Below are 13251 nucleotides of genomic sequence, written 5' to 3'. Positions count from 1 at the left end.
TGATGAAGCAAGGATTTACACTGTTTTTATTATTGTTTTCAGCCTTAACCGCGAGCACTGCGGTACTGGCGGAAGAGCCATCGACGGCAACCACGGCCCCCTATTTACTGGCGGGCGCGCCGACCTTTGACCTGTCGATTAGCCAGTTTCGTGAAAACTTTAATACGCAGAATCCGAAGCTTATTCTGAATGAGTTCCGCGCCATCGACAGCAGTCGCGATCGAGCAAATCTCACCCGCGCAGCCAGTAAAATCAATGAAAACCTGTATGCGTCTTCCGCTCTTGAACGCGGCACCCTTAAAATCAAAAGCATGCAGATAACCTGGTTACCCATTCAGGGGCCAGAACAAAAGGCAGCCAAAGTGAAAGCGCTGGAATACATGACCGCCGTCATCCGCACCGTCGCACCGCTACTGACGAAGGAACAGAGCCAGAAAAAGCTGCAAAAACTGCTCGCCGCAGGCAAAGGTAAGCGCTATTACGCTGAAACAGAAGGCGCAATTCGCTATGTTGTTGCTGACAACGGTGAAAAAGGACTGACCTTCGCTGTTGAACCGATTAAGCTGGCACTATCAGAAAGTCTTGAGAAGGCGAATTGATGACAAAAAGCAAAGCCTTTCAGGGGATGAATCTCTATACTGTTTCACAGACCATGCTGCCCTCACGGGCGGCCATATTCCTTAATTCGCTGACAAGCGTGGAGAAATGAAATGCGACATCCTTTAGTGATGGGTAACTGGAAACTGAACGGCAGCCGCCACATGGTAAACGAACTGGTTGCTAACCTGCGTAAAGAACTGGCTGGCGTTGCTGGCTGTGCAGTAGCGATTGCTCCGCCGGAAATGTATATCGACCTGGCGAAACACGCCGCTGCCGGTAGCCACATCATTCTGGGCGCGCAGAACGTTGACCTGAACCTGTCTGGCGCATTCACTGGTGAAACAAGTGCTGAAATGCTGAAAGACATCGGCGCGCAGTACATCATTATCGGTCACTCTGAGCGTCGTACTTACCACAAAGAATCTGACGAGCTGATCGCTAAAAAATTCGCCGTGCTGAAAGAGCAGGGTCTGACTCCAGTTCTGTGCATCGGTGAAACCGAAGCAGAAAACGAAGCGGGCAAAACTGAAGAAGTTTGTGCACGTCAGATCGACGCGGTTCTGAAAACTCAGGGCGCAGCAGCATTCGAAGGCGTCGTTATCGCTTACGAACCAGTATGGGCTATCGGTACCGGCAAATCTGCAACTCCTGCTCAGGCTCAGGCTGTTCACAAATTTATTCGTGACCACATTGCTAAAGCTGACGCGAAAATCGCTGAGCAAGTTATCATCCAGTACGGCGGTTCTGTAAACGCAGCTAACGCGGCAGAACTGTTCGCTCAGCCGGACATCGACGGTGCGCTGGTTGGTGGTGCTTCTCTGAAAGCAGACGCCTTCGCAGTCATCGTTAAAGCAGCAGAAGCCGCTAAACAGGCTTAAGTTGTTAAGGCGGGAGGAACCCTCCTCCCGCTGTATTAACTACCAGTATCCCAACCAGTGCCACCAGAAGGCGCCGGTCACACCCCAAATGGTCAGGTTGACCACACTCATCACCAGCCCCGTTTTCCACCACTCCGCCAACGTGACATAGCCCGAACCAAAGATAATAGGCGCAGTACCCGTGCCATAGTGCGTGAGCGACATCATCAAGGAGGAGGAGAAACCGAGCATTAAACCAAGCAGCGCTGGCGGCGCGCCGAGGCCTAAGCCTGCGGCGAAGAACGCAGCGAACATAGCCGTAATATGCGCAGTTGTGCTGGCGAAAAAGTAGTGCGAGTAGACGTAAAGCAGGATTAACAGCAGCGTCGCAACACTCCAGTGCACGCCAAGATGGTCGATTGCGCTACCCACGCTGGTTGCCAGCCATCCCACCAATCCCAGTTTGCTGAGAAAATCCGCCATCATCACCAGCGCGGCAAACCAGACTATCGTATCCCATGCCCCGCGGCATTTAAGAATGTCATCCCAGCTCAATACACCCGCCATCAATAGAATCGACAATCCAATTAACGCGGCGCTAGTGGGGTTTACGCTCCAGGCACTGCCCATCAGCATTGCTGGAACACCCGCCCATAGACAGAGCAGCAAAATGAACACCCCCAGGGTGATTTTCTCTGCCAAAGAAAGTGGACCCAGCGCATCCAGTTTTTGCCGCGCAAACTGCGGCGCATTTGGCGTGCGCGTGATAGCTGGCGGATAGAGCCACCAGATTACAATCGGCATAACAACCAGTGATACCAGTGCGGGAAGAAGCGCCGCAATAGCCCACATTCCCCAGGTCATGTTCAGCACGCCATCCGTCCCCTTTGTCAAAAAACTGACGATTAACGGATTAGGTGCGGTCGCGGTGATGAACATTGCCGAGCTGATCGGGTTAATGTTGTAGTTCACCAGCGCGAGATAACGGCCCGTTGAGCCATTCTCGGCATGGCCTGGCTGCGAGCCGAGGCTCTCCGCAATCGCCCGCATTACCGGGTGGATAATGCCACCACCACGCGCGGTATTGCTTGGCGTTACGGGTGCAATTAGCGTTTCCGCAAGGGTTAATGCCCACGCAATACCCAGCGTTCTTTTACCAAATAGCGCAATAAACCCGTAGCCAATACGCGCGCCCAGGCCGGTCTTTAACAGACTTTGCGACAGCATAATGGATAAACCAATCAGCCAGATTAGCTGGTTAGAAAAACCACTCAATGCATCGTTCAATGCCGCCGAGGGTTTGCCTGGGTTAGTAACGCCTGTCATCGCCACCAGCATAATCGCCACAATCGCAATTGCACCAATGGGCATAGCTTTACCGATAATCGCGGCGATCGTACCAATAAACAGTGCCAGCAGGTGCCATGCTTGCGGGGTTACGTCAGGAGGACACGGGATAACAAACCAGATGGTCAGCGTAATCACAAGCGAGATGATGGCAGGCCAGCGGCGGATGGGGGTCAAACTGTCCATGAATCAATCCTTGAGTTTCCAGTGCGCAAATCTGCGCTCAGGCATTAACCGATATTGCCGCGCATAATACAATTCACTCACTCACAAAACATAAAATTAACATTTTGATACAGCTACAGTTTTCCCAACACCGTAAACCAGGCGTAATCCAGCGGCAGAAGAATCAAATACGTTGCCGCCGCCAGTGCGATACACAGCAGCATCCCTGCCCTTGCAGGTACTTTCCCGAGCGCCATCGCCACCACGATCGGTGAAGCCTGATACGGCAACAGTGGTGTGGAATAACCCAGCACCTGGATCATAATCACCGACAGCAGCGGGAATCCCGTCGCATCGGCAAAGCTTTGCGCCAACGTGGTATACAGCGCCGGAACACCGTTCGCCGTCATAATAAAATTAAGCGCCGTGGTAATACCGGTCAGCGCGAGGAAACTGGTAAACGGCTTTTCCGCATCCAGCGGCATCACCTGTAACAGCGCTTCGCCAACGGCGCTACCAATACCTGTCTGCGTGACGGTGATCGCCAGCCCCAGAATACCCGCCACATAAATACAGGTACGAATGTTGACCCCAGTGGAAAACTCGTCGCCATTGATAAAGCCAACCCGTGGGAGCAATGTGATAACTGCCGCCGCCAGCCCGGTCCACGCGGGGCCAATGCCGTGCCAGCTTTCGCTTACCCAAAGAAGCAACACCACTGCTAACATCCAGGCCAGACGTTTTTCATCTCCACTCATCGGTTCCGACGGCGTGAGATCGCGCGGCGCATGGGGCTTGCCAGGGAACAGCCAGCAGATAAGCACGATGAGAACCGCGCCTTTAAGCCAACCCAGAACCGGCGTATGCAGCAGCAAATAGGGAAGATAATTGAGGTGGATGCCGTAAGAGCCTTCCGCCGCGCCGCTCATCACCAGATTCGGTACGTTTGCGGGTAAAATCGTCGCAGAAAGCTGGAATGTCCCAAACCCAACGGCCAGTGCCAGACCATACCAGGCGCGCGTACCATCGTTAATTCCAGCTCGTTTCGCCATCGCTGCGACAATCGGCATCAGCAGCGCAATGCGGCCCATGTTGGATGGCATTACAAACGCCAGCGCGTAACTCAACAGCACCACACTCGCCACCATTAACGGCCAGGAGTCGGTCAACCGTGATGACAGCGCCCTCGCCGCCCTGTCCGCCAGCCCCGTTTTACGAATCGCGATACCCAGCACAAAGCCGCTAAACACCAACCAGAATGCGGAGGACGCAAAGCCGCCAAAGATCACATCCGGAGGCGCGATTTTGGCGACCATCGCCACGGCAAAGAACAGCAGCGCCGTTATAAACTCCGGCAGCAGCGACGTAGCCCAGAGCAGAATGGTGATGCCAACCACCAGAGAGGGGATAAACAGAGGGTGTGTAAGCCAGAGCGACATGCCTGTCTCCTGTTGTTTTTTTCAACAAGAATACGGGGACAGGCATGCGGAGTAAACGCCAGATTAGGTGGGGTTAACGCAGAATATCACATTGATGATCCTGAATTTCCTCAGCGGAGGCGAGATTCAGCGCCAGCAGATTGCGCTGAGTAGCCAGCAGAACAAAGGATTCATCGCTCTGACGCACCATCGCCAACGCATAGCTGCCCATATGCTCACGTGCATCCGGCACCTCTTCTGCCAGCATCATAAATGGGCTGCGTTGTGCCAGTTCATTTTCCGTGACGCGACGCGCCAGATATTCATGACCGCGCAGCCCACCTGGTAGAGGTAGCCAGCGGGTGCTGATTTTCGCCAGGTTGTCATCCAGCTGTTTTCTGACATCGGTTCGCAGGCAGGAGATATGAATATGCAGGTGATTTTGAGTACGCCCGCTACGTGAGTTAATGGTCAGAGAGACTGCTTTGTCAGGGATTTCCTGGCCGTATTTTTGGCTCATAAAGCTACGCGCCTGCCAGGCCAGCCAGAAAAAGTTCGGCGTGCCTGATTTCAACAGCAGTGGGCTTTCCGTACCGTTAATGCGATAAGTGGGCATCAACAAATATTGCAAAGGGCCGTTACGGTCTTTGAACACCACATATCCGGCATCCGTCTTCACTTCTGCGCATGGTGCAGGATCCTGCTGCTGCAACTGGTGCGGCAAGCATTGTTGAAGGACGATCTGGCGTAATGCGTCCGGGTTGCCGGTGAATTTCCAGTACCCGATGCCTGCAGCGGCGGCGACCACAATCACCGCCAGTAAAAGATAGCCTGCTTTTTTCATTACGCGTTTCCTGTATCCCATTGAAGGGCAAGAGTAACGCAAAACCATGGCAAATAAAAAACCCGGTCGCGTTAGGCCACCGGGTCGGTAAATCACAGACTTATTTAGCGTTTGCTGATCTGGTCGAACGTACCGCCATTAGAGAAGTGCTCTTTCTGCGCTTTCGTCCAGCCGCCAAACTCTTCATCGATGGTGAACAGCTTCAGCTTCGGAAATGCATTTTCGTATTTCTTCGCAACGTCTGTATCACGTGGACGATAGTAGTTTTTCGCTGCAATTTCCTGGCCTTCCGGAGAGTAGAGATACTTCAGGTAAGCTTCCGCCACCGCTTTGGTGTCTTTCTTTTCCACCACTTTATCGACCACGGAAACGGTCGGCTCCGCGAGAATAGATTCACTCGGCGTCACTATCTCAAATTTGTCTTTACCCAGCTCGTTCGTTGCCAGCAGCGCTTCGTTTTCCCAGGCGATCAGCACATCACCGATACCACGCTCAACGAAAGTATTGGTTGAGCCACGTGCACCGGAATCCAGCACTTCAACGTTTTTATACAGGGCCTTGACGAAGTCCTGCGCTTTGGCCTGATCGTTGTTGTTGTGGTGCAGGGCATAGCCCCATGCCGCCAGATAGTTCCAGCGTGCGCCGCCTGAGCTTTTCGGGTTTGGTGTAATCACTGACACGCCGGGTTTGATCAAATCGTTCCAGTCATGAATTTGTTTGGGGTTGCCTTTGCGGACCAGGAACACGATGGTGGAGGTGTAAGGCGCAGAGTTATCCGGCAAGCGCTTAATCCAGTTTTTATCAATTCGACCACGTTCAGCAATGGCATCCACGTCATATGCCAGTGCCAACGTCACGACATCGGCTTCAATACCGTTGATGACAGAGGTCGCCTGTTTACCAGAGCCGCCGTGTGACTGGCGGATCACGACGTTATCGCCCGTCTCCTGCTTCCAGTGCGCGCTGAAGGCTTTATTGTACTGCTCGTACAGTTCACGTGTTGGATCGTACGATACGTTAAGTAACTGAATATCCTTTGCCAGAACGCTGGTCGATGCCAGCAATAATGTTAACCCTACGCCCCATTTGTTCATCGCCCAGCTCTCTTATGTGATGTTGTGATGAGCAAAGCGTGCCAGAAAGGCATCCAAACATTAAAGAATAAAAAAAGATTTGCTATAACTTCGGGGAATAAATGAGGAAGGTTGTGCCGGATGACGACTTACGCCTTATCCGGCCTACAAGAGTACACTCTGTAGGCCCGGTAAGCGAAGCGCCACCGGGCAACAAAAAACAATCAGTACAGTTTTTTCGCGCAGTCCAGCCAGTCACCTTTGAATGGACGCTTCATGTTCTCGATAGCATCGATGATATCGTGGTGAACCAGTTGCTCGTTCTGAATACCGACACAGCGACCGCCATGACCTGCCAGCAGCAGTTCAATAGCATATGCGCCCATACGGGATGCCAGAATACGATCGTAAGGAACCGGGGAACCACCACGCTGAATGTGACCCAACACGGTCGAACGCGTTTCGCGGCCCGTTTCCTTCTCGATGTAATGCGCCAGTTCGTCAACGTCACACATGTGCTCAGTGATCGCTACGATTGCGTGTTTTTTACCTTTCGCGATGCCCGCTTTGATTTCAGCAACCAAATCGTCGCGACTGAATTCCACTTCCGGAACCACTACGAACTCACAACCACCGGCAATTGCAGCCGCCAGGGTCAGATCGCCACAGTAGCGGCCCATCACTTCAACGATGGAAATACGCTGGTGAGAAGAAGAGGTATCACGCAGACGGTCAATCGCTTCTACTACAGTACCCAGAGCGGTGAAGTAACCGATGGTGTAGTCGGTGCCCTTGATATCGTTGTCGATAGTGCCCGGCAGACCGATGCATGGGAAGCCCATTTCAGTCAGGCGTTTCGCACCCATGTAAGAACCGTCACCGCCGATAACAACCAGCGCATCAATGCCACGCTTTTTCAGGTTTTCGATAGCCACCGCACGCACGTTTTCGTCGCGGAATTCCGGGAAGCGAGCTGAACCGAGGAAAGTACCGCCGCGGTTGATCATGTCGGATACGCTGTAGCGGTCAAGCTGGACCATACGGTCTTCATACAAACCCAGGTAGCCATCATGGATCCCCATGACTTCCAGCCCTTCCGTCAACGCTGCACGTACAACACCACGGATTGCTGCGTTCATGCCCGGCGCATCACCGCCGCTTGTCAACACACCGATTTTCTTAATCATGACTACCTCTGAACTTTGGAATGCAAAATGAAATCTGCTGCCGGAAGTCGATTCCGCATATCGAAACGATCCAACGAATATGCAGATAGTATAACAATCACTTCCTGCTGAATTGATTCAGGTCAGGCCAAATGGTGGTAATTTATACACAAAATGCTGGCCCGGTTCACTTTTTACAACGAATTATGAAAGCTCAAACACCTTGCCTTCCTTGGGTACGACTGAACAGGGATCCTGATGAATGATGACATCCGATCCCGGGAAACGCCGTAAAATTGCCTGCTCAACCTGTTCAGCCACTAAATGCGCCTGAACGAGCGGCAGATTATCTTCCATTTCCAAATGAATCTGAATAAAGCGGGTCGGCCCTGACTGCCGCGTGCGAAGATCGTGAGCGCCGCTGACCCCAGGCCATGACGTCACGATATCAATAATTTCCTGACGTTCCTCATCGGGTAAAGCGCGATCCAGCAAAGATTGCACTGCCTCATACCCCATGCGTAATGCGCTATATAAAATATAGATGCCAATCCCGAGCGCAAACAAGGCATCCGCACGATGCCAGCCGTACCATGCCAGCCCGAGCGCAATGAGAATCGCACCGTTCATCATAACATCAGACTGATAATGAAGCATATCTGCCCGAACGGCCTGACTTTGCGTACGCTTCACTACCCAGCGCTGAAACGAGACCAGAATGATTGTACACACTAACGCAATGATGGTGACAACCACCCCAACGCCGGGATCTTTCATCGGCGTCGGTTGGATGAGATGCTGAATCCCGGTCAGGAATAAAAACAGCGCCGAACCGGAAATAAACATGCTTTGCGCCAGCGCCGCCAGTGATTCCGCTTTTCCGTGTCCGAACGTATGTTCATCATCGGCCGGTTGCAGCGAATAGCGCACCACCAACAGGTTGGTTAACGACGCCGCGATGTCCACCAGAGAATCCACCAGTGCAGCCAGAATACTGACCGATCCGGTGTACCACCACGCGAAAATTTTGATCAAAAGTAACAGTGATGCCATCACGGTCGCCGCGATTGCCGCCCGGCTCACCAGCCGCCCATAGGTATGATTCATAAACACTCCAGCCAGAATATGCCGCTAGTATAACGGATGAAGTAAAACAGTCAGGCAATAACCGAGTGACAAATTTTGGGCAAAAAAAAACCCCACATCATGTGGGGGAAGACATGGGTGGTGATTTAATTATCACCATAACGCAATGAAACAAAAGGATTTGTCTCATATGATGTCCACACATCGTCCACATCGAAAAAAAAGCCCCGCATCTGCGGGGCCTTCATTATATCGCTAAATTTAGCTGATCGCGTCCGTAATGCGAGGCAGGAAAAACACCGGCAGGGATAAAATCAGGGGATAACTCTTCGCGGCGCTCACGTTTCGTGACTATCTTTTCAACGCTGTTAAGCGTCGTGAATGACAAGCCGCATTCCATGTTCTGGCACTGATGGTACTGACGGATCGTTACTTCACTGAGAGGCTTACTGGTGCGGGTGCGAGCCGTAGCGCCGCAATGTGGACATTTGAACATAATGGTGACTCCCCTAGGGAGTTGAACTCACCGCCATTCTATTCAGTTTCTGCAATCCAGTCAGATATTTTTGCTTCAAAGTTAAGCTGTGTTGTAAATCCATTGCTATCAACGTCATGCTGTACCTTGCTGATTATCCAGTCCTGGGCGTCACGGTGACTTAGCCTGGGCAAATATGCTGGCAATCATCAACGAGCCACTTGGACGCGAGAACGGCAGCGGCGGCGGTTCCGTAAGGGAGTTTTAATGAACACAACAACACACGAAAGCGGCCTGACTATGCTTACTGACGGTACACCGCAACATGATATTGGTGAAGCACTGAAGCGCGATCCAGCCCTTAGCGCCTTCACCTTTGATGGGCCATACCAGGTCACTGACGCTTACGACCTGCTCGACAATATGTATTGCGCCGACAACGGCAGATATTACGAAACGCCGGTGGACTGGTACGGGCTTGCTCGCTCATTTGGCAAAGCGTCCTGGCGCCAGTCAGCGCTGTACTTCAAGCGCAACGCGCTGGCGGGCTGCTTTATCCCACACCCGCTACTGTCTCGCCAGACGTTCTCCGCCCTGGCGCTTGACTGGTTTGTGTTTGGTAACTTCTACCTGGAAGAACGAAAGAACCGACTAGGCGGGCGGCTACCGCTCCGTCATTCCCCGGCGAAGTACACCCGGCGCGGCACTGACCTGGACACATACTGGTTTATCAGGCAGTGGAAAGACGAATGCGCTTTTAAAACCGGCTCAGTCTGCCATGTGTTGAATCCTGATATTCATCAGGAGATTTACGGGATGCCGGAGTACATGGGCGCGCTATTGTCAGCCAGCCTGTCACACTCGGCGGATATGTTCCGCAAGATGTATTACGAAAACGGATCTCATGCCGGATGCATTCTGTATATCGGCACATCACAGGTTGACGACGCGGGCGTAAAAGTCATACAGCAAACCCTAGCAGGAGCCAGGAACAAAGGCGCATTTAAGAACGTAGTGATCCACGCGCCAGGCGGCGGCAAAGACGGGGTGCAACTGATGCCCTTCAGCCAGATATCTGCGAAGGATGAGTTTTTAAATATCAAATCAGTCACGCGTGATGACATTCTTGCCGCACACCGTGTACCACCGCAACTGATGGGAGCCATGCCGGACGGCAACGGCTCATTCGGTGACGTGGAAAAGGCCGCGCGCGTGTTTGCCATCAACGAACTAATGCCAGCAATGGAAGCACTGAAGCACTGAAGCACGTCAACGACTGGCTTGGCGAAGAAGTGATCCGCTTTAAACCTTACGCCCTACTTGAATCATCCACATAACAACCCCGCCGTCTCTCTGGCGGCGGCCTTCATCGCATATCAACACACGGCGCGCAAGCGCCATTCTCAGCGCCCCACCATCTAAACACGCATTACCCGCACACAATACACAGAACGCAGCAGCGCGCCAGAATTGGGCCAAATTTCCTATATTTGAGTGATGCCCCTGCCTACCCCGGCGCGCGGGCTTTCCCCCCGTCACCTGCACGCAGCGATCACATGTGTTTTCGTGCACTTACAGATTCACCTCTAACCAGCATAGGTCCTTGGGAGATCCACAAAAAAGAGCTGATTTTTTTGTGCAATTTTGCGCAGTGTCGTGCAACAACCTTGCTGGCATAGGGAAGAAATAAATATAGGGAATAATATAGGAGTTTATTGACAATATAGGGTTGAAGTCCTATATTGTGGATATTCCGATTTTCGGGATGCGTTCTTTAACAATTTACCTTTGAGGTTCGTCATGGCGACAAACATTCAATGGACTGGTAAGGCCGCTAAGGACTTACGCTCGCTACCATCAAAAGATCAAAAAGCTGTTCGCGAGAAGGTCAACGCGATGCAGTCATATCCAGACCTGAAGGGGCTTGATGTTAAAAAGCTCACTGATAGCGATGGTCAGTATCGACTGAGGGTTGGAAACTACAGAGTGTTGTACGCTTTAAGCAACAATGCTCCTGTAGTGATCGAGATTCAGCGCATCTTGCGCCGAACGTCCACGACATATTGATGTGTGGCGGGGGAAACCCCGCCCCGTCAACTCAAACGGTAGATGCTAAAGAGAAAAAATTTTAAATTTCAATTAATTGATGAGGAGTACTGCATGTTAAAAATTATACCTATCGGTTTAGGCAGTCGAAGATGTACAAGTTAAAAATCATTATTTTTTAACAATCTACGTAGGACTAAATAGTGATGGCTAACATTCAATTCATCACAGACAGTAGAGGGCAAAGAATTTCTGCTGTCGTGCCGATTGAACTGTTCGAAAAATTGACCCGTGATAGTGATATCGCCGAGTTATACGAGCCTGTTCAAAACGAAACCGGCACATCTGATAACGTTCGATACCCAAACGAAGTTATCAACATTCTTTCTGAGAAGGGTTGCACCATGCAGGCTGCATGGCGTGTTTACAGAGGCTTGACACAAAAACAAGTCGCTGAAGCATTGGGAATTAAGCAATCTACAGTGTCCGAGTTCGAAAAGTCTGAGCGCCCTCGCAAAGACAACCTTGAACGGCTAGCTACACTGTACAAATGCAGTCCCGAGCAACTAACGCTCGAGTAGTAAAAAAATGCCCCGGTAACGGGGCATTTCTATTTATCCTTTCTAACTTGCTTCAACAGCCAAATCGCACACACCTCCATCCACCTCACTGAGGGCCACCATGATTGCCAGCCTTTCTGCCGGTGGAAGCGCAGAATATTTTGCGCGCCAACGCGCGGCCTTACGCTTTATGCGTTGGCGATCGTTGTAATCTTTTCCGGCAAATGAACTGGAATAGGCGCGCCCCTCGGGGTAGTTCATCCAGATTTTTTCTGTGCGAACGCCGCCTCGTGTCATTACCTAGAATTCCTTACTACGCCATTCAGTTAACCGCGTCTCATAGAACTGAGATGGGTAGCCGGACAAAATGACGGAAACGTTACCCGGCAAATTAAGCAGGCATGACAAAAGGCGCTCATGATCTGCTTTCGAGTATTCATAGCGATAGCGCGCGTTACTGGTACGGGTTTCAAGCAGGTACGGCGGATCAACGTAAAGTAATCAACGACTCAACTAGGTCACGGTGATCATCGACAGTGAAGGGTTTACCGTACGCGGTAAAATCAGCCGTTTTGCTCGCTGGCAGGTAAGGCGGATCACAGTAAATTACTGTGTGCTCAAATATGCGGCTAGCAACAGGGATGGTGTACCGGAAACATTATCGCGCTACAGCAGATCTTAGGACATGCCAGCATCCAGCAAACGATGGTTTACGCGCATCTGTCGCCAGACTATCTGCAAATGCTGTCTCACTAAATCCGCTTGCCGGTGGCGTATCGCTTTAAGATAGGAGTGACCCGGAGTGTCCACATTGTGTCCACACTCTGGGAAATTCAAAACGGCTCAGGCTGGCTCCAGCTTTTTATAAGTAGCTGTTTTTACTTGAGGTTATACGTAAGTTATTGATAAAAAAAACCCCCACATCATGTGGGGGAAGACAGGGATGGTGTCTATGGCAAGGAAAACAGGGTTACTACTGGGAACGTGAGTTGCTACTACTCAATAAATTCAACGATGAGCTTTTTTTCCAGTGCGCTACGTCGCGCAGTTGCTCCATTCGTTGTTCATGTTTCTCATTTAAAACCGCTTGCTGCTCGGGCGTTAACAGGCGATACATCTGGTTGCGGATCCTGGCTATTTCAACCTGGCGGGCAACCTGTTCTTGCGCCATTCTTTCTGCCTGAGCGCGCACTGCGCTTTCATCAAATTTCTCTGCGGTGACAAGGCGATGCATTGTCTCCATTTCGCTAACATTAACAGGAGGCTGTTCGTGTCTTGCCTGCTGCATTAAATCTCGCATCTGTTGACGTTGATGTTCGGTTAAACTGATACCGTCAAACATGTGGCTCTGAACGCTACGTTGCGATGAGCCTTCACCCAGGTGCCAGTGATCGCCTGTGACGACTTCAGCTGCATGGCTAAATGTACTAAGTGCCAGCGTTGAGGCCATGACGGCAGCGCTAACTTTGCCCATCACTTGCTCCCAAAATCTTTTCTGTCGCGATTCAACGAGAGACAGTTTACGATTCGGGCTGCAAACATGCGTCAGGGGGTGTAAAACAACGTAAAGTCATAGATTAGCGACGCCTGATGACGTAATTTCTGCCTCGGAGG

General features: G+C 51.5%; 12 protein-coding genes and 5 pseudogenes. 6 read left to right on the top strand and 11 right to left on the bottom strand.

From position 1 onward, the window contains the following. Positions 1-2 precede the first annotated feature (2 nt). Both WC1_RS00425 and tpiA read left to right on the top strand, forming a co-directional pair. Positions 3-599: a YiiQ family protein gene (locus WC1_RS00425; protein ID WP_016151274.1), complete on the top strand. Its 597-nt coding sequence runs from the start codon at positions 3-5 to the stop codon at positions 597-599. A 111-nt stretch (positions 600-710) separates the two neighbouring features. After that, positions 711-1478, top strand: coding sequence for a triose-phosphate isomerase (tpiA, locus tag WC1_RS00430; RefSeq protein WP_003028783.1), 768 nt, complete (start codon positions 711-713; stop codon positions 1476-1478). A 39-nt stretch (positions 1479-1517) separates the two neighbouring features. Here the strand turns inward: tpiA and WC1_RS00435 are convergent, their stop codons facing one another. The 8 genes and pseudogenes from WC1_RS00435 to WC1_RS24890 form a co-directional block, all read right to left on the bottom strand. Continuing rightward, entirely contained in the window at positions 1518-2990 is a 1473-nt protein-coding gene (locus WC1_RS00435; RefSeq protein ID WP_016151273.1) for a DASS family sodium-coupled anion symporter, read from the bottom strand. Between the two features lie 113 nt (positions 2991-3103). Next, a complete protein-coding gene (locus tag WC1_RS00440; RefSeq protein WP_003840496.1) occupies positions 3104-4408 on the bottom strand; it encodes an SLC13 family permease in 1305 nt (434 codons plus the stop codon). Between the two features lie 73 nt (positions 4409-4481). After that, the gene (locus tag WC1_RS00445; RefSeq protein ID WP_016151272.1) at positions 4482-5231 is read right to left on the bottom strand and encodes a CDP-diacylglycerol diphosphatase; all 750 of its coding nucleotides are present in this window, start codon (positions 5229-5231) and stop codon (positions 4482-4484) included. A 104-nt stretch (positions 5232-5335) separates the two neighbouring features. Continuing rightward, positions 5336-6325, bottom strand: a complete 990-nt coding sequence (sbp, locus tag WC1_RS00450) for a sulfate/thiosulfate ABC transporter substrate-binding protein Sbp (protein WP_003840489.1) — start codon at positions 6323-6325, stop codon at positions 5336-5338. A gap of 203 nt (positions 6326-6528) precedes the next feature. Continuing rightward, entirely contained in the window at positions 6529-7491 is a 963-nt protein-coding gene (gene pfkA, locus WC1_RS00455; protein ID WP_003028778.1) for a 6-phosphofructokinase, read from the bottom strand. Between the two features lie 183 nt (positions 7492-7674). Next, entirely contained in the window at positions 7675-8577 is a 903-nt protein-coding gene (gene fieF, locus WC1_RS00460) for a CDF family cation-efflux transporter FieF (RefSeq protein WP_003028775.1), read from the bottom strand. 226 nt (positions 8578-8803) lie between these two features. After that, positions 8804-9052 carry an Ogr/Delta-like zinc finger protein gene (locus WC1_RS24340; RefSeq protein ID WP_016151271.1) on the bottom strand — a complete coding sequence of 83 codons (249 nt, stop codon included), beginning with the start codon at positions 9050-9052 and terminating at the stop codon, positions 8804-8806. 38 nt (positions 9053-9090) lie between these two features. After that, a pseudogene (locus WC1_RS24890) lies at positions 9091-9213 on the bottom strand (phage late control D family protein); the annotation flags it as partial. Positions 9214-9331: 118 nt separating this feature from the next. Between WC1_RS24890 and WC1_RS00465 the strand changes: the two are divergent. From WC1_RS00465 to WC1_RS00475, 3 genes and pseudogenes are all read left to right on the top strand, one after another. Beyond that, positions 9332-10368 (top strand): annotated as a pseudogene (locus tag WC1_RS00465) (phage portal protein). 463 nt (positions 10369-10831) lie between these two features. Beyond that, positions 10832-11098 (top strand): type II toxin-antitoxin system RelE family toxin, encoded by a 267-nt coding sequence (locus WC1_RS00470; RefSeq protein ID WP_016151269.1) that lies wholly within the window; start codon positions 10832-10834, stop codon positions 11096-11098. Between the two features lie 185 nt (positions 11099-11283). Then, positions 11284-11658, top strand: coding sequence for a helix-turn-helix domain-containing protein (locus tag WC1_RS00475; RefSeq protein ID WP_016151268.1), 375 nt, complete (start codon positions 11284-11286; stop codon positions 11656-11658). A 42-nt stretch (positions 11659-11700) separates the two neighbouring features. On the opposite strand, the pseudogene WC1_RS0123055 reads toward WC1_RS00475, so the two are convergent. Further along, positions 11701-12138: pseudogene (locus WC1_RS0123055) on the bottom strand (DNA adenine methylase); the annotation flags it as partial. Then, positions 12137-12292 (bottom strand): annotated as a pseudogene (locus tag WC1_RS25150) (DNA adenine methylase); the annotation flags it as partial. The pseudogenes WC1_RS25150 and WC1_RS0123055, both read right to left, overlap by 2 nt. Here WC1_RS25150 and WC1_RS24585 point away from each other — a divergent pair. Next, positions 12289-12422, top strand: a pseudogene (locus tag WC1_RS24585) (site-specific integrase); the annotation flags it as partial. The pseudogenes WC1_RS25150 and WC1_RS24585 sit on opposite strands and share 4 nt — an antisense overlap. A 188-nt stretch (positions 12423-12610) precedes the next feature. Here WC1_RS24585 and cpxP read toward each other — a convergent pair. Further along, a complete protein-coding gene (cpxP, locus tag WC1_RS00480) occupies positions 12611-13111 on the bottom strand; it encodes a cell-envelope stress modulator CpxP (RefSeq protein ID WP_003028767.1) in 501 nt (166 codons plus the stop codon). Between the last annotated feature and the right edge of the window lie 140 nt (positions 13112-13251).

Origin of the sequence: Citrobacter sp. KTE30, assembly GCF_000398825.1 — a bacterium.
In the GTDB taxonomy this organism is placed as follows: domain Bacteria; phylum Pseudomonadota; class Gammaproteobacteria; order Enterobacterales; family Enterobacteriaceae; genus Citrobacter; species Citrobacter freundii.
This window is presented reverse-complemented; position numbering and strand designations above follow the sequence as displayed.